Source organism: uncultured Paracoccus sp., from assembly GCF_945915435.1.
Taxonomy (GTDB): domain Bacteria; phylum Pseudomonadota; class Alphaproteobacteria; order Rhodobacterales; family Rhodobacteraceae; genus Paracoccus.
This window is the reverse complement of sequence record NZ_CAMEFG010000041.1, coordinates 17,077-32,915: the sequence shown is the minus strand read 5'-3', so window position 1 is coordinate 32,915 and position 15,839 is coordinate 17,077. Positions and strand designations below refer to the sequence as shown.

General features: G+C 67.1%; 14 protein-coding genes. 2 read left to right on the top strand and 12 right to left on the bottom strand.

Going from position 1 to position 15,839, the window contains the following annotated elements; all coding sequences use genetic code 11:
• The 7 genes from Q0O97_RS13420 to Q0O97_RS13390 all read right to left on the bottom strand — a co-directional run.
• On the bottom strand, positions 1-319 hold a 319-nt coding region (locus Q0O97_RS13420), incomplete at its 3' end, for a sulfatase-like hydrolase/transferase (protein ID WP_294930181.1).
• A 20-nt stretch (positions 320-339) separates the two neighbouring features.
• Positions 340-1,284, bottom strand: coding sequence for a choline ABC transporter substrate-binding protein (gene choX, locus Q0O97_RS13415; RefSeq protein WP_294930167.1), 945 nt, complete (start codon positions 1,282-1,284; stop codon positions 340-342).
• Positions 1,285-1,609: 325 nt separating this feature from the next.
• A complete protein-coding gene (locus tag Q0O97_RS13410; RefSeq protein WP_294930164.1) occupies positions 1,610-2,221 on the bottom strand; it encodes a queuosine precursor transporter in 612 nt (203 codons plus the stop codon).
• 85 nt (positions 2,222-2,306) lie between these two features.
• The gene (locus Q0O97_RS13405; protein ID WP_294930161.1) at positions 2,307-3,296 is read right to left on the bottom strand and encodes an esterase-like activity of phytase family protein; all 990 of its coding nucleotides are present in this window, start codon (positions 3,294-3,296) and stop codon (positions 2,307-2,309) included.
• The gene (mepA, locus tag Q0O97_RS13400; RefSeq protein ID WP_294930177.1) at positions 3,269-4,105 is read right to left on the bottom strand and encodes a penicillin-insensitive murein endopeptidase; all 837 of its coding nucleotides are present in this window, start codon (positions 4,103-4,105) and stop codon (positions 3,269-3,271) included. Before mepA ends, Q0O97_RS13405 begins: the two co-directional genes overlap by 28 nt.
• Before the next feature lie 40 nt (positions 4,106-4,145).
• Positions 4,146-5,507 carry an MFS transporter gene (locus Q0O97_RS13395; protein ID WP_294930158.1) on the bottom strand — a complete coding sequence of 454 codons (1,362 nt, stop codon included), beginning with the start codon at positions 5,505-5,507 and terminating at the stop codon, positions 4,146-4,148.
• A 57-nt stretch (positions 5,508-5,564) separates the two neighbouring features.
• Complete coding sequence (locus Q0O97_RS13390; protein ID WP_294930155.1) at positions 5,565-6,164, bottom strand: acyl-CoA thioesterase; 600 nt, start codon at positions 6,162-6,164, stop codon at positions 5,565-5,567.
• A gap of 133 nt (positions 6,165-6,297) precedes the next feature.
• Here Q0O97_RS13390 and Q0O97_RS13385 point away from each other — a divergent pair, with 133 nt between their 5' ends.
• Positions 6,298-6,591, top strand: a complete 294-nt coding sequence (locus tag Q0O97_RS13385) for a YggT family protein (protein WP_294930153.1) — start codon at positions 6,298-6,300, stop codon at positions 6,589-6,591.
• A 2-nt stretch (positions 6,592-6,593) separates the two neighbouring features.
• Complete coding sequence (recQ, locus tag Q0O97_RS13380; RefSeq protein ID WP_294930150.1) at positions 6,594-8,621, top strand: DNA helicase RecQ; 2,028 nt, start codon at positions 6,594-6,596, stop codon at positions 8,619-8,621.
• Positions 8,622-8,797: 176 nt separating this feature from the next.
• Here recQ and Q0O97_RS13375 read toward each other — a convergent pair whose 3' ends face one another.
• From Q0O97_RS13375 to Q0O97_RS13355, 5 genes are all read right to left on the bottom strand, one after another.
• On the bottom strand, positions 8,798-9,589 hold the full coding sequence (locus Q0O97_RS13375) for a PhzF family phenazine biosynthesis protein (protein WP_294930147.1): 792 nt from the start codon (positions 9,587-9,589) through the stop codon (positions 8,798-8,800).
• Positions 9,590-9,661: 72 nt separating this feature from the next.
• Positions 9,662-10,390 (bottom strand): peptidoglycan peptidase, encoded by a 729-nt coding sequence (locus Q0O97_RS13370; RefSeq protein ID WP_294930144.1) that lies wholly within the window; start codon positions 10,388-10,390, stop codon positions 9,662-9,664.
• 25 nt (positions 10,391-10,415) lie between these two features.
• Complete coding sequence (locus Q0O97_RS13365; RefSeq protein ID WP_294930141.1) at positions 10,416-13,478, bottom strand: efflux RND transporter permease subunit; 3,063 nt, start codon at positions 13,476-13,478, stop codon at positions 10,416-10,418.
• The gene (locus Q0O97_RS13360; protein ID WP_294930138.1) at positions 13,475-14,578 is read right to left on the bottom strand and encodes an efflux RND transporter periplasmic adaptor subunit; all 1,104 of its coding nucleotides are present in this window, start codon (positions 14,576-14,578) and stop codon (positions 13,475-13,477) included. Before Q0O97_RS13360 ends, Q0O97_RS13365 begins: the two co-directional genes overlap by 4 nt.
• Entirely contained in the window at positions 14,575-15,624 is a 1,050-nt protein-coding gene (locus tag Q0O97_RS13355) for an efflux RND transporter periplasmic adaptor subunit (protein WP_294930136.1), read from the bottom strand. Before Q0O97_RS13355 ends, Q0O97_RS13360 begins: the two co-directional genes overlap by 4 nt.
• Positions 15,625-15,839: the final 215 nt, after the last annotated feature.

Here is a 15,839-nt window from a genome sequence, read left to right as displayed (position 1 = left end):
GCCGCTCCTCGAACCCGTGCATCTGGTCGGGGCCGACGAAATGCATCTTGCCCGAAAGGCAGGTCTGGTAACCCGCCCGGCGCAGGTGATGGGCATAGGTCGGGATGTCGGATGCGAACTCGGCCGCGTTGTCATAGACCCGCGTGCGGCGCGGCAACTGCCCGGACATGAAGCTGGCCCGGCCCGGCGCGCAAAGCGGGCTGCCGGTATAGGCGTTGGCAAAGCGCGTGGAGCGCGCGGCCAGCCGCCGCAGGTTCGGCACATGCAGGAAATCGGCGGGACCGTCGGGGAAAAGCACCCCCGACAGTTGATCCGCCATCAGGATCAGGATGTTGGGCTTCAATTCAGCGACGCCCTCATTGCATCGGCGCCCGGCTGACCGTCCAGCGTGGTCACGCCGTCAAGCCAGGTGTCCAGCACCTGCGGATTGGCGGCGATCCATTCCTTTGCCGCGTCGCGCGGATCGGTGCCGTTGTCCAGAATTTCCGCGATCAACTGGTTTTCCATCTCGGTTTCAAAGACCAGTTGCGTAAACAGCCGCGCGGCATTGGGGCATTCGGCGACCCATTCCTTGCGCGCCAGCGTGTGGATCGAGGCCGAGCCGAAATTCGGGCCGAATTCCTCATCCCCGCCGGTCAGATAGGTGATCTCGAAATTCAGGTTCATCGGATGCGGCTCCCACGCGAGGAAAACGGTCGGCGTGCCCGCGGCATCGTTGCGCGCCACCTGCGCCAGCATTCCCTGTTCGCTGGATTCGACCAGTTCCCAATCGCCCAGGCCGAACTTGTCCGCCTCGATCATGCCGGCGATCAACTGGTTGGCGGGCGCGCCCGGCTCGATCCCGTAGACCTGGCCCCCGAAGGCGTCGCGATGGGCGTCCAGGTCGGCGAAATCGGCAACGCCAAGCGCGGCGCCGGGGGCCGAGACGGCCAGCGTGAAGCGAACGCCTTCAAGGTTCACGACCAGCTCGTCGATCAGGCCCGAGGCGTCCAGGTCGTCGCGGAAGGATTGCTGCGCGGGCATCCAATTGCCCAGGAAGACGTCGGTTTCGCCGTTCTTCAGCGCCTCGTAGCCGATGGGAACGGACAGGGTGGGAATGTCCACGCCGTATCCCAGCCCCTCCAGCAGGGCCGAGGCGACGCCGTTCGTCGCCGTGATATCCGTCCAGCCCGGATCGGACAGGCGCACGGTGCCGCAGCTTGCGGGATCGCTGGCAAGGACCGGCGCGGCCCCAAGCAGCACGGCCGCCAGGGCAAGGGGGATCGGGGTTGCGGTTTTCGGCATGTCGCTTCCTTCCATGTTGTCGCGCCCATAAAAGGCGCGGCGCGGCAAGGAATCAATAGCCGATGCGCGCGGCCCGATACGCCCTGCCTGCAAAACGACGGGCCGCCCCGGCAAGGGACGGCCCGCGAGTTCTTCGGAGATGGTCCGGTTAGGGTTGGTGCCTACCGTTCCCAGTCAGGGTTTACGACCCTTGGGGCTGCCCTCAGGCCACGGCCCCCCTGACTGTCCCGACACCTCTCTCCACCATCACTCTCGACACTGGACCACCTCCTTTCAAAATGTTGCCGTTGTCCTCGCAGCGTGACAGATAAAAGTGGTCTGTCAATCAGATTTCGGCCCGGCGTCGCAAGATGTTGATGACGATGATGCGGAAAGGCGCAAGGGAAAGCACGGCCAGCGCCAGCTTGACCAGCCAGTCGGCCAGCGCCAGCGACACCCACAGGGGGGCGGCGGGGCCGTGGCCAAGGACGGGCAGGATCTCGTTGGCCCAGGCGATATCGGCACCGGGGTCGATGAAGGAAAGCGGCGTTGAAAAGGCGATGGTGAAGAAGATCGCCGTATCCGTCACCGATCCGATCAGGGTCGAGACAAGGGGCGCCGTCCACCAGACCCGGTTGCGCAGCCGGTCGAAGACCCAGACGTCCAGCATCTGCGCCGTCAGGAACGCCGTGCCCGAAGCCAGCGCGATCCGCAGCGTCGTGGCGTTCATCCCGGCGGCGGCCACGGAACAGATCACGCCCACGATAAAACCGGCCAGCACCACGCGGCGCGCGGCGGCCAGCCCATAGACGCGGTTCATCACATCCGTGACCAGGAAGGCGAAGGGATAGGTCAGCGCCCCCCATGTCAGCCAGTCGCCCAGCAGGAATTGCACGAGGATGTTCGAGGCCACGACGGTCGCGGCCATGACGATGATGCCGGGAAAATAGCGGGGCATGGATATATCACCGTTTTACAAGGTTGCGGAGAACTCGGCCCGCCATCGGCGGACAGCGCGCGATAGTCCCCGCCGCCCCGGCTTGTCAAGGCTGGCGGACCGCCCCCTGTTCGGCGACGCGGTATTCCACGATCTGGGTGCGTTGCAGAAAGTGGAAATTGTCGTCCGAGATCATGGTGATGCGAATGCCCTGCCCGTCGTCCCAGACCGAGATGCCTTCCAGATTGTCATATTGCAGGGGCCGGGTTTGCAGCAGGATCGTTTCGTTTTCCGCACCGTTTTCGGTCAGGTCGAAGCGGCGGACGCGCGACAGGAAGCCCAGAAGGCCCATGAAGTCGCGCTCCAGCAGGTAGAAACGCCCGTCGGGGCCGAAATCCGCGCCGACCGCCAGCCAGTTGCCGCTGCGCGGGATGGCAAAGGGCTGGTCCCATTCCCCGTCCCGCCAGCGCCAGACCGGAAAGGGCCGCCTCAGCGCACCCGAGCGTTCGGGCAGCGTGTAGATCGTGCCCTGATCGTCGATTGCCAGGGCTTCGAGCGAGGAATTGACCTGCATCCGCGCGAATGCATCCGGGCGGGGCAGGGGACGGGCCGGGCTTTCGGGGGTGTCGTAGCGCACGACGCGGGCCACGCCCTCGAAGCTGATCCAGATCGTGCCGTCGGGGGCGATGGCGATGCCTTCGGCATCGGCGGGGCGGCCCTTGGGCAGGGGCTTGCCGGCGGCATCGCGCAGATGGGTCCGGCCCTCGGCCCGCATCCGGGTGATGCGCCCCTGTTCGTCACGCTCGATGGTGCCCCAGCGGATCGTGCCGCGGTCGGAAACGGCGTGGAAATGCTGGCCGTCCTGCGTGATCTCGATCCCCGAAAAGCCGCCGAAATCGGGGTCGTCCATGCGCCAGGCATAGGTGGCGACATGGCTGACCGCAGGGGGGTCGGCGGGCGTATCCTCGGGCCGGTTGCTGCCGCCCGCCACCAGCGGCAACGCCATCATCAGCACCGCCACCACGCCCAGAAGGCGGGTGGCGGGCAGGGCAAGGCGGCGCGAAAGGATCAGCGGGCGGTCCCGACCTGATGGCATTGTCGGGGCAACTCGCTAAGGCGGAAGGTCCGGGGGTGGCGATAATTCGGGTCGGGCGGCACCGGCTTGACCCGGCTGGGGTCGATGCGGTTCGCGATCCATTCGGCGGCCTCGGCGCAGCCGTCGCCTTGCGGGGGCGGGTCCTGCCTTTCGCAGACCGAGCCTTGCGGGCAGGCAAGCCGGACGTGGAAGTGATAGTCGTGGTTGTTGATCGGGCGGATCTTGCGCAGATAGGCGCGGTTGCCGGTCTCGGCCCGGCACATCTCGACCTTCACCACCGGATCGACCAGGATGCGCTCGACCCGCGGATCGCTGGCGGCGGCGCGGATGATCGCCATGTGGCCGGGGTTCCAATGGCCCGACAGCCCGGTGCCGCGCCCGTTCACGACCGAGACCGAGGACAGGCTTTCACGCTGTTGGCGCGACAGGTTCAGCGACGAGGGCGGCAGCATCCAGATATCGGCGTCCAGCCCCATCTGGTGGCTGGCGTGGCCCGACAGCATCGGCCCCCCGCGCGGCTGGCTGATGTCGCCGATGTAAAGGCCCTGCCATCCCGCTTGCCGGGCCGCGCGCGACAGGCCGACCAGGAAGTCGATCATCTGCGGATGGCCCCAGTCGCGGTTGCGCGACAGGCGCATGGATTGCCATGTCGGCCCGCTTTCGGGCAGTTGCACCGCGCCCGAGATGCAGCCCTTGGAATAAAAGCCGATGGCGACCGGCTGGCCCGCCGTCGGGCCGGGCGTGTTGCCAAAGACGTCCTTGGCCAGCGGGTCCGCATTGGCCGTGCCCGCAAGGGGCAGCGACAGCAGGGCGAAGGCGGCGGCTTTGGCAAGGTTGCGGATCACTGCTTTACGGGTCACTGCGGGATTCTCCGTCTGGTTCGACCCACATTAGCAGCAAGATCGACAGAAGGAACATCACGATCAGCGGAGAGATGCCGATATGCTGGTTGCCGCTGAGATCGGTGACCAATGCGATCAGGAAGGGGGCAAGGAAGGCCGTGGCCTTGCCCGACAGCGCGTAAAGGCCAAAGACCTCGGCCGCGCGCTCGGGCGTGGTGTGGCGCACCATCAACGTGCGCGAGGCTGATTGCAACGCGCCCCCCGCGCCGCCGATCACCGCGCCGCAGGCAAAGAACAGCGCGTCGGGCAGCCATGATCCGGGGGGCAGGGCAATGCCGAAGATGGATTGGCGGGTCATCCCCACGACCAGGACGCAAACCCCCGTCAGGATCACCGAGCATGCCATGATCACCGGGCGCGGCCCCCAACGGCTGTCCGCGCGCCCGCCCAGCCAGCTTATCACCGCGGCAGACAGCGCGCTGACCACGCCGAACACCCCCGCAAGGATCACCGGCCAGCCAAGGACCGAGGCGGCGTAGACCCCGCCAAAGGCGTAAAGCGCGTTCAGCGCGTCGCGCGAAAACATCGACGACAGCAGCCACATCGCCAGCGAGCGGCGGCTGCGCAGGCTGGCGATCAGGCGCCACAGCCCCGCCATCGCCGCGCCGATGCGCAACCCCCCGCGCGCAGCCGGTTCGCGCACCCAAAGCGCGAAGGGGATCATGAAGACGACATACCACAGCGCCGTCAGGGGACCGGCGGCGCGCGTGCCCTCGCGCAGCACGGGGTCCAGTCCCAGGATCGGGGCGATGCCCGCCAGCGTCCGCCCGGTCTGCGCGTTTTCGGCCAACAGCAACAGGACCAGCGCCAGCGCGACCAGCCCGCCCAGATAGCCGAAGGCAAAGCCCGACCCCGATATGCGCCCGATGTCGTCGCGCGGCGCAAGGCCGGGCAGAAGGGCGTTGGTGAAGATCGTTGTGAACTCCATCCCGATCAGGCCGATGCCGAAAAACACCACCGCAAGGACCAGGTTCCGGCCATCCGGCAGCAGCACCCACAGCCCCGCCGCGCCGATGACGTAGAGGGCCGAAAACAGCCAGATCCACAGCCTCCGCCGCCCCGAGGCATCCGCGATGCTGCCAAGCACCGGCGCGAGCAGCGCGATCACCGCGCCCGAGATCGCCAGCCCGTAGCCCCAAAGCGTCTGCGCGCTGGCGCCCGCCTGCTCGGGGGTTTGGCCAAGGGCGGTGAAATGGGTGCGGGCGGCCTCGGTGTAATAGATCGGGAAGATGAAGGTCATCAGCAGCGTGGCGTAGGGCTGGCTTGCCCAATCGAAAAACCACCAGCCCCAGATGCGTTTCCTGTCCAAGACCGCGATTCCCGTCACCTTCGTCCCGCGGCATTACGCCAGAAACCGGCGCGGGCTTCAACGTCCGGTTTCGCGTTGTCGGGACTCGGGGGGCAGGTCGCCGGTCCGCGCATCGGGACCGATCCCGGCCAGCGCCGGGGGCCAGGGGCGTTCGGCATCGGCCCGGATCCACGCCTGCACCCAGCCGGGCAGGGGCGGGCTGCCGGTGTCCATGCCGCCCGCCTGAAACAGGCGCTCGGGCGCGACGATCCCCGCATCCGAGGTGATCGCGCCGCGCAGCAGCATGTGGTTGGCGCATTCGCCGCGCCGCCAGATGCTCTGGTCCAGATAGAAGAACCGTTCGTCCCAGCCATGCAGGCGCGTGACCATCGTGAAGCGATCGAACGCCCGGATGCGCCGCCGGTAGCGGACCGAGTTGCCCGCGACCGTGATCGACCAGCGGTTGCGGCGCATGATCCCGATCATGCCGGTGCGCGCGGCCATCGGCAGGCGGCCAAGGTCGTAAAGCGTCAGGGTGCGGCCGTTGTTCAGCTCGATCCACGGATCCAGGTCCCACGGCCAGCAGCGGTGCGTGGACACATGCGCCTGAAACGGCGACAGCGGGCGGGCCTTGCGGGCCAGCATCATCTCGGTCGTCAGGCGCAGCAGCGGATACATGGAAAACCCCCTTCTTCCGCCCGACCTAAGCCGCGCCCGCCGGGCCGGTCAACCGCGACCCTGCGGCATGGCGGGGTTGCACAGCGCCGGATGGTGCCCTACCAGTCGTCCGGCGCAGTCGGAGACAAGGCCCATGTGGACATTATACGAAACCCTCATGCTGATCCTGAACGTGATCTGGTTCGTCATGATCGCGCATATCATCATGTCGTGGCTGATCAACTTCCAGGTGCTGAACCTGCGCCAGCCGCTGGTCTGGCAGATCTGGAACGGCCTTTCGCGCCTGCTTGAGCCGATCTATGCCCCGGTGCGGTCGATGCTGCCCAATACCGGCGGGCTGGACCTTGCGCCGCTGGTGGTCTTCGTCGTCATCATCGTCCTGCAAAGAATGCTGCAAAACAACGCGCAGTGGTTCTATAGCTTCTGATCATGTCCGCCGCGCCCCTTCTGCGGCAGGTCTTCGGCTTCGACGCCTTCCGCCCCGGTCAGGAAGAAATCGTCAATGCCGTTGCCCAGGGCCGCGACGTTCTGGCGATCATGCCGACCGGCGGGGGCAAGTCGCTGTGCTATCAACTGCCCGCGCTGATGCGCGACGGCGTGACGGTGGTGATCTCGCCCCTGATCGCGCTGATCCGCGACCAGGTCCGCGCCCTGCGCGAAGCGGGCGTCAGCGCCGGCGCCCTGACCAGCGCCAATACCGAGGATGAAACGCGCGAGGTCTTCGACGCCCTGCGCGAGGGCGGGCTGAAGCTGCTCTACATGGCGCCCGAGCGGCTGGCCTCGGGCGGCACCCTGCCGATGCTGCGGCGCGCGGGCGTCACCGCGATTGCGGTCGATGAGGCGCATTGCGTCAGCCAGTGGGGCCACGATTTCCGCCCCGATTACCTGCGCATCGGCGAATTGCGCGCCACGCTGGACGTGCCGCTTGCCGCCTTCACCGCCACCGCCGATGCCGAGACGCAGGGCGAGATCGTCCAGCGCCTGTTCGGGCAGGCCGCGCCCCTGACCTTCCTGCGGGGCTTCGACCGGCCCAATATCCGGCTGGCCTTCCAGCCCAAGGACGGGCCGCGCAAGCAGATCCTCGACTATGCCCAGGCCCGGCGCGGGCAGTCGGGCATCGTCTATTGCGGCACCCGCGCCAAGACCGAAACGCTGGCCGCCGCGCTGAACGATGCGGGCCTCAACGCCGTCGCCTATCACGGCGGGATGGACCCGGCGCAGCGCCGCGAGGTCGAGGCCCTTTTCCAGCGCGAGGACGGGCTGATCGTCACCGCGACCGTGGCCTTTGGCATGGGCATCGACAAGCCCGACATCCGCTGGGTCGCCCATGCCGACCTGCCCAAATCCATCGAGGCCTATTATCAGGAAATCGGCCGTGCCGGACGCGATGGCGCGCCTGCGGATACGCTGACGCTGTTCGGTCCCGACGACATCCGCCTGCGCCGCACCCAGATCGACGAGGGGCTGGCCCCGCCCGACCGCAAACTGGCCGATCACGCGCGGCTGAACACCCTGCTGGGGCTGGCCGATGCCGTGACCTGCCGCCGCCAGCAGTTGCTGGCCTATTTCGGCGAGCAATCAGGCCCTTGCGGCAACTGCGACATTTGCGAGACCCCGCCCGAAACCTTCGACGCGACCCAGCCGGTGCGCAAGGTCCTGTCGGCCATCCTGCGCACCGGCGAAAACTTCGGCGCGGGCCATGTCATCGACATTCTGCTGGGCAATGCGACCGAAAAGGTCACCGCCCGCGGCCACGACCACCTGCCCACCTTCGGCTGCGGGCGCGAACTGTCGCGCAGCGCTTGGCAGGCCGTCATCCGCCAGATGCTGGGCCGCGACCTGATCCGCCCCGACCCGGCCAAGCACGGCGGGCTGGCCATCACCCAATCCGCCCATCCCGTCCTGCGCGGCGAGGTCGCGATCACCCTGCGCCGCGACCTGGTCCGCGCCGCCCGCCCGGCCTATACCCCGCGCGAAATGGTCGCCGAAGAGGACGCGCCGCTTCTGGCCGCGCTCAAGGCCAGGCGCCGCGAACTGGCCGAGGCGCAGCGCGTCCCCGCCTATGTCATCTTCCCCGACCGCACCCTGATCGAGATGGCGACGGTCCGCCCCGCCACCCTGGACCAGATGGCGCGGATCAGCGGCGTCGGCGCGAAGAAGCTGCAAAGCTATGGCGCGCAGTTCCTTGAGGTGATCGCCGGGGACGCCCCGGCGCTGCATCCGGCGCGCCGCGCGCTGGCCGGGCGTCCGGCGGGTGAATTGTTCGACCGTCTGCAAGAGGCGCAGCTAAGGCTGGGCCGGGGCGAGGGGGGCACGGACAAGCCGCTGTCGGTCAGCACCTCGACCCTGCGCCGCATCGCGCAGGACCGCCCGCGCGACCTTTCGCGCTATCTCGACCCCGCGCGGCTGGACCGTTTCGGCGAAAGCTTCGCCGCCGAGATCGCCGCGACCGACTGAGGGCACGGGGCGCTTGGGGGCCGAGAAGCCGTCGGGGCAGGAACAAGCCGCTGTCGGTCAGCATCTCGACCCTGCGCTGCATCGCGCAGGACCGCCCGCGCGACCTTACGCGCTATCTCGACCCCGTGCGGCTGGACCGTTTCGGCGAAAGCTTCGCGACTGAGGGCGCGGGGTGGTCAGGACAGGGAAATCCTTGCCTCGAAGAAGGTCACCGCATGGCCTTCCAGCAGGACGCGATCCTGCGTCAATTCGCAACCCAGCCATCCGCCGCGCGCGGATGCCTGCCGGGCCAGCAGCTTGTTGCGGCCCAGCTTTTTCGCCCAATAGGGCACAAGCGTTGCGTGGATCGACCCGGTGACCGGATCTTCGGGGATGCCTGCGCCCGGCGCGAAATAGCGCGAGACGAAATCCGCCGGTTCGCCGTCGGATTCCCGCCCCGTGATCGCCAGGCCGACAGAACCCAGCCGGGCGATTGCCGCCAGATCGGGATCGAAGCCGCGAACGGCCCCGGCGCTGCCCAGATCGGCAAAGATATTCTCGAAATTGCGGAAGATGGCGGCGGGCGGGGCGGGGAAAACCCCCGCGATTTCCTGCGGCAGGCAGGGGATTGCTTCGGGGGCCAGGCGCGGAATGTCCAGCCGGTATCCCCCGGCGCCCCTTGATACGCGCAATTCGCCGACGCGGGTGTGAAAGACCAGCGTGGGCGGAACCGCGTGTTTCGTGAACAGGATATGGGCCGTGGCCAGGGTGGCGTGACCGCAGAAATCGACCTCATGCGCGGGGGCGAACCAGCGCAGATCCCATGTTCCATCGGGGCGGGGTTTGACGAAGGCGGTCTCGGCAAGGTTGTTTTCCTGCGTGATCGCCAGCATCAGATCGTCGGGCGGCCAGTCCTCAAGCACCAGAACGGCGGCGGGATTGCCCGAAAAAAGCCGGTCGGTGAAGGCGTCGACCTGATACATGCGCATGGATTCGGCTCCTTGGGTCATGGGCGTTGGTGGGGCGGACCGCGTTCAGACCGCCCGCGCCGGAGGGCGCAGTCAGGGGAAAACCCGGTCCAGCGCGCCGGATGCGATCATGCTGTCGGTCGTGACGATGGACAGGTCCCCCAGATCATGGGTCCAGCAATCGCCAAAGGTCAGTTCGTAACGGCAATATCGGTGTGTTTCCAAAAGGTTGCGAAGGGCGTCGTCCAGATCATCGGGGTCGTCGATCAGGTCGCGCAGCCGGGTGGGCGGACCCAGGACGATCGCGGCGTTCAGCGCAGCTTCATAAGCCAGTTCCGCATTGTAGAAGGCGCCGTTGCCGAACAGGAATTCGTCGTCATGGGGCGCGCCATAGGCAATGGCGAGCGCGAAACCTGCCATCGGTCCGGCCTGCATCTGGTCCGTTTCGGGTTCGTAATCGGGGGCATGATCGCGGGTGCGATAAACGGCGTATTCGCCCGGTGAAAGCCCCTCGACATATTCATATAGCAGGTCTTCGGTCACGCCGCCCGACTGATCGACATGAACCACGCGCGGCCCGCCGCTGCCGGGCCGCAATATCCCGACCGAGGCCCATTCCAGGCCAAGGCTGCGCTTGATCGACTCGTCTATCCGGTTGACGCCGTTTCGGAAAATCAGGTCTCCAGGCCGCCAGTCCCATTCGACGTCAGCGGGCAGGGGCGTGTCGTCGGGGTCCAGTTCCGGCCCGGCCAGCGAGCCGTCATCCGCCCAAACCGCCGTGCAGAACACCAGCGCCAGAACGATCCCGCCCGGTTGTTTCATCGCCTTTCCCTTCATGTTCCGGCCGTCATCGATGGTCCGCCGGGCCGTCCTGGGGCGCGACCCTGAAGACCGCGCAATAAAGCGCAGGCAGGAAGACCAGCGTGACCAGCGTTCCGGCGATGATCCCGCCCATCATCGCATAGGCCATCGGTCCCCAGAACACTTGCCGAGAGATCGGGATCAGCGCCAGCGAGGCCGCCGCCGCCGTCAGCAGGATCGGGCGCACGCGGCTGTCGGTGCCAAGAAAGACGGACTCCCACCGCGAATGGCCGGCTTCGATCAGCATCTGCACCTCATGCACCAGGATGATCGAGTTGCGGATCAGGATGCCGATCAGCGCAAGCACCCCCAGGATGGCGACGAAGCCCATCGGCACGCCAAAGGGCAGCAGCACGGCCACGACGCCGATCAACCCGAAGGGTGCTGCGGCAAAGACGATGAAGCTTAGCCGGAAGCCCTGCATCTGCACCATGACCAGCAACGCGATGATCAGCAGCATCACCGGCACCACGGCGGCGATGGGTTCCTGGCTTTCGGCCGAGTTCTCGACCGTGCCGCCAAGGGCGATGTCGATGCCCGGCGGCAGGTTTTGCGCGTAATCGTCGATGATCGGCTGCAACCCCGCGACCAGCGTGGCGGGCTGGTCGTCCGATGCGATGGCGGCCATCACCGTGACCGTGGGCCTGCCGTCGCGCTGCATGATCAGGGGCTGTTCGGTCCCGTATTCCAGCGTCGCCAGCGCGGCCAGCGGGATCGGCGTGCCGGTGGGCGTCGCAAGTTGCAGGTTGCGCAAGGGTTCCAGCGACTGGCGGTCGGCCTCTTCCCCGCGCGCGACGACATCGACCAGATGATTGGCGTCGCGCAACTGGGTGATGATGGTGCCGCTGAACACGGCGGCGAGCGAACTGGATATGTCCTCGTTCGAGATGCCAAGCTGCCGGGCCTTGTCCTGGTTCACGATCAGCCGCACGGTGCGCGCGGGTTCGTTCCAGTCCAGCGTGATGTCGCGCAGCCGCGCGTCCTGCGCCAGCACGGTGGCAAGATCACGCGCGGCGTCCCGCGCCGCCCCGGTCGAACTGGCGCTGACGCGATACTGGATCGGCTTGCCGACGGGCGGCCCGACTTCCAGGTTCTTGATGTAGATATCTGTTCCGATCAACTGGTTGCGGGCGAAATCGTCGATCTTGTCGCGCAGGCGGTCGCGCGACGGCAGGTCCGGGGTCTGGATCAGGACCTGGCCCATATGCGGCCCCGGCGTCAACAGGTCCATCGCCAGCACGAATCGCGGCGCGCCGCGCCCGACATAGGCCGTATGGAACAGGTGTTCGTCCTGATCGGCGATGAAATCCTCCAGCCGCTGCATGTCTGCGGCGGTCTTGGCGATCGAGGCATTGGCGCGCTGGTTGACATCCACCAGCAATTCGGTCCGGTCGGATGTGGGGAAGAACTGCTGCTCGACATGGCGCAGCCCGATCAGCGAGACGGCGAAAATCGCCAGCGTCACGCCAATCGTCGCCCATTTGAAGCGCATTGCCACCAGCAGAAGCCTGCGAAAGCCGCGCCGCAGCAGGCCGCCGGTTTCGTCATGCGGGGTGATACGGGTCGAAAGGAAGGTCGCGCCAAGCAGGGGGGCGAACAGCACCGCGACGAACCAACTGACCGTCAGCGAAACCGCGATGACCACGAAAAGCGAAAAGGTGAACTCGCCCGCCATCGACCCGTTCAGCCCGATGGGAATAAACCCCGCCACGGTGACCAGCGTGCCCGTCAGCATCGGGAAGGCGATCGACGTCCAGGCGTAGCTGGCCGCCTTTTCCATCCCGTCGCCGCGTTCGAGGCGCGAGATCATCGTCTCGATCGCGATCATCGCATCATCGACCAGCAGGCCCAGCGCGATGATCAGCGCACCCAGCGACACCCGTTGCAAGGTGATGCCGTAATAATCCATGAAGACGAAGGTGATCGCCAGCACCAGCGGAATCGTCAATGTCACCACCAGCCCGGCGCGCAGGCCCAGGCTGATGAAGCTGACGATCAGGACGATGGCCACCGCCTCGACCAGCGCCTGGATGAAATGGCCCACCGCATCGCTGACCACGGCGGGCTGGTCGGCGAATTTCGCCATCTCGATTCCGACCGGCAGTTCGGTCGCGATGCGGGCCATCAGCGCGTCCAGTTCCTGCCCGAATTTCAGGATGTTGCCGCCGTCGGCCATGCCGACTTGCAGCCCGATGGCGTCCTGCCCGTCATAGCGGAACATCTCGGACGGCGGGTCGGTATAGCCGCGCTTGACGGTCGCCACGTCGGACAGGTTGAAGAAGCGGTCGCCGATCCGCAGGTTCACCGCCGCAATGGATTGCGCGCTGTCGAACTGGCCGCCGACGCGGACCAGCACCCGCTCGTCCCCCGTCTGGATCACGCCCGAGGGCGAGATGGCGTTCTGCGTCGCCAGCGTCTGGATCACCTGCATCTGGTTCAGCCCCAGCGAGGCCAGGCGGGCGCTGGAAAATTCCAGGTGGATTTCCTCGTCCTGCACCCCCAGCAACTCGGTCTTGCCCGCGGCGGGCAGGGCCTGGACGCGCTTGCGGATATCCTCGACCCGGTCGTGCAATTCGCGGTGGCTGAAGCCGTCGGCGGTGAAGGCGTAGATATTGCCAAAGACGTCGCCGAAGTTGTCGTCGAAGGAAAACCCCCTGAATTCCTGCGGAAACTCATGTGAGATATCCGACATCATGAAGCGGATGCGAGTCCATGTCCGGTCCACCGCATCGCCCTTTACGCTGGACAGCAACTGGACATAGACGACCGAGGTGCCCGGCATCGTGACCGAGCGCGTGAAGTCCAGCCCGTCAAGCTGTTCCAGCTTTTTCTCGATGCGCTTGGTGACCTGGTCCAGCGTATCCTCGATGGTTGCGCCGGGCATCGAGGCCGAGATGACCATGACCTTGATCGTGAAGTTCGGGTCCTCTTCCCGGCCCAGGCGATTGTAGCTGATCGCGCCCGCGACCATCGCCAGGATCAGCAGGAACCACACGAAAGAGCGGTGCTGCAAGGACCATTCCGAGAGGTTGAAGGGACGTCTGGTCATGGTCTCACGCTGATCCCGACAGGTTGCCCGTCGCTTAGCGAATTGACCCCGCGGGTCACGATCTCATCGCCGGGGGCAAGGCCGCCGGTCACAGCGATGCGCCCCGCGATCTCGGGGCTTTGTGTCGTGACGGGCTGCGGGGTGACCCGGCGCTGGCCGCCGGTTTCGCGCACGATCCAGACGAAGGGGGCGCCGTCGGGATCCGCCAGCGCGTCGATGGGGATGGTCAGGCCGTCCTGCCCACCCGTCGCCGGGCGTGCGCGGATCAGCGCGCCAAGGCGGAACCGGCTTTCGCCGGTCAGCGACAGGCGCACGCGGCGGGTGCGGGTTGCGGCGTCGGCCATTGGTTCGATGGTCCTGACATGGGCCTGAACGACGGTTTGCGGGTCGCCGTCCGACCAGACCTGAAAGCCGTCGCCGGGCCGGATTTCGGCGACGGCGGCTTCGGGCAGGTCGATCACGGCCTCAAGCTCGTCATCGGCGGAAAGGCGCAGCACCGGCTGGCCCGCGCTGACGACCGCCCCGGCATTGAGATGGGCCGCCGTGATCACCCCGTCGAAGGGCGCGGTCATATTGGCGTAACCCTCGGCATCGCGGGCGCGGATCAGTTCGGATTGCGCCTGGCTATAACCGGCCTCGGCCGACGACAGGGCGTTTTCCGCCTGTTCAAGCTGCGCGGTCGAAACCACGTTGCGCCGCGCCAGTTCCCGCGCCCGCTCGGCCGTGGCCTGGGCGGTGTTCAACTGGACCAGCGCCGCCTCGACCGCGGCATGGGCGGCGGTCACGTTTCCGTGAAGGTCGTCGGGGTCGATGGCGGCCAGCACCTGCCCCTCTTGCACCCTGTCGCCCACGTCCACCTGGCGCGAAAGGATGCGGCCAATGGTCTGGAAACCCAGATCCACCTCGATTCGTGCCCGGATCACGCCGGGGATCGAACGCCCGGCCCGCCGGGTTTCGTCCACGGTCTCGGTCACCACCGGGCGGGGGACGGGTGCCGGGGCGGGTGCGGGCTCCCTTCGCCCCAAGGACAGCGCCGCCGCGACGGCGACCAGGACCAGCACCACGAGGGCCGACAGCAGAACGGGTTTCTTGCGCATCATTCCGGCCCCGCTTCCGCGATCAGGCGGCCGGGATACAGCAGTTGCGACCCCGCGGCCACGACCCGGTCCCCGGCGCCGACCCCCTCGGCCAGGACCACCGATTCGGTGGTGAAACGCTCGATCACGACGGGGGTGAGGCTGACCGTCATATCCGGCCCGACGACCCAGACGGCGGGACCGTCGCCGGCGGCGGTCAGCGCGTTTCGGGGCACCTCGATCCCGATTCCGGCAGGGAAATGAATCGTTGCGCGAATGGCAGCGCCCAGCAGGGCCACGTCCTGCGGCGCATCCTCGATATGGGCGCGGACGGTGACCGCGCCGGTCTGCGGATCGACCAGGGGCGAGACCTCATCGATGATGGCCAGCATGTCCGGCACCGTCGCGTCCATGCCGGTGATCGAGACGGGGACACCGATCGCATTGTCGAGCAGCGGCATGTCCGGCGTTTCAAACACCGCCTCAAGCGCATCCGTGGCCGCCAGCGAGATCACCGGCTGGGCCGCGACGACGATCTGCCCCGGCTCGGCGGTGCGGGCGGTCACAAGGGCATCCAGCGGGGCGCGGATCACCGTGTCGTCCAGCGCGCGCTGCGCCTGGCTTTGCGCGGTGCGCGCGCGGGTCAGCGCCCCCTCGGCCGAGGACAGCGCCTGCGCGGCATTGTCCAGCGCCGCGCGTGTGCCGACGCCGTGCTGCAACATCGCCTGCGCGCGTTCATGCGCCAGGCTGACCTGCCGATAGGACGCCATCGCCGAATCAAGCGCCGCCTGTGCGACCCGCAGCGCCTGCTCCTGCTGGGTTGGATCGGTTCGCGCGAGCGCCTGCCCGCGCGTGACCCGGTCGCCCTCGTTCACCAGAACCTGCGCGATCCGGCCGCCCTGGCGAAAGCCCAGGTCGACGCTGTTCTGCGCCTCGACCGAACCTGCAAGGGTCGTGTCGTAAGTCAGAGAGGCTTCGCGGACCGTCACGACCTCGACCACCAAGGGTTCCTTGGCGGCAAGCACGACCGGGAGGAGACAAGACAGGATCGCTGCCAGAAAGCGCTTCATGCAAGAACAGCCCGCGTTTTTCCTGCCGCAGTATCGTCGCCTTTTCAGCGCAAGGAAAGACACGATCCGCCCCCGGCCCAAAGTGACGCTGCGCCCCGGCGGGCGGTCGGGCGGATCCTGTGCGGTGGGGATGCAAGAGGACATGACGGCGGCATTGCGTGGTTGCGGATAGCTGCCATATTTGCCGGAAATGATGAAGGATTCGTTTCCGGTTC

Excerpts from the sequence above, each read along its gene's own strand:
- choX (WP_294930167.1), bottom strand. The coding sequence starts at position 1,284 with ATGCCGAAAACCGCAACCCCGATCCCCCTTGCCCTGGCGGCCGTGCTG.
- Q0O97_RS13410 (WP_294930164.1), bottom strand. The coding sequence starts at position 2,221 with ATGCCCCGCTATTTTCCCGGCATCATCGTCATGGCCGCGACCGTCGTG.
- Q0O97_RS13405 (WP_294930161.1), bottom strand. The coding sequence starts at position 3,296 with ATGCCATCAGGTCGGGACCGCCCGCTGATCCTTTCGCGCCGCCTTGCC.
- Q0O97_RS13390 (WP_294930155.1), bottom strand. The coding sequence starts at position 6,164 with ATGTATCCGCTGCTGCGCCTGACGACCGAGATGATGCTGGCCCGCAAG.
- Q0O97_RS13385 (WP_294930153.1), top strand. The coding sequence starts at position 6,298 with ATGTGGACATTATACGAAACCCTCATGCTGATCCTGAACGTGATCTGG.
- recQ (WP_294930150.1), top strand. The coding sequence starts at position 6,594 with ATGTCCGCCGCGCCCCTTCTGCGGCAGGTCTTCGGCTTCGACGCCTTC.
- Q0O97_RS13375 (WP_294930147.1), bottom strand. The coding sequence starts at position 9,589 with ATGCGCATGTATCAGGTCGACGCCTTCACCGACCGGCTTTTTTCGGGC.
- Q0O97_RS13370 (WP_294930144.1), bottom strand. The coding sequence starts at position 10,390 with ATGAAACAACCGGGCGGGATCGTTCTGGCGCTGGTGTTCTGCACGGCG.
- Q0O97_RS13365 (WP_294930141.1), bottom strand. The coding sequence starts at position 13,478 with ATGACCAGACGTCCCTTCAACCTCTCGGAATGGTCCTTGCAGCACCGC.
- Q0O97_RS13360 (WP_294930138.1), bottom strand. The coding sequence starts at position 14,578 with ATGATGCGCAAGAAACCCGTTCTGCTGTCGGCCCTCGTGGTGCTGGTC.
- Q0O97_RS13355 (WP_294930136.1), bottom strand. The coding sequence starts at position 15,624 with ATGAAGCGCTTTCTGGCAGCGATCCTGTCTTGTCTCCTCCCGGTCGTG.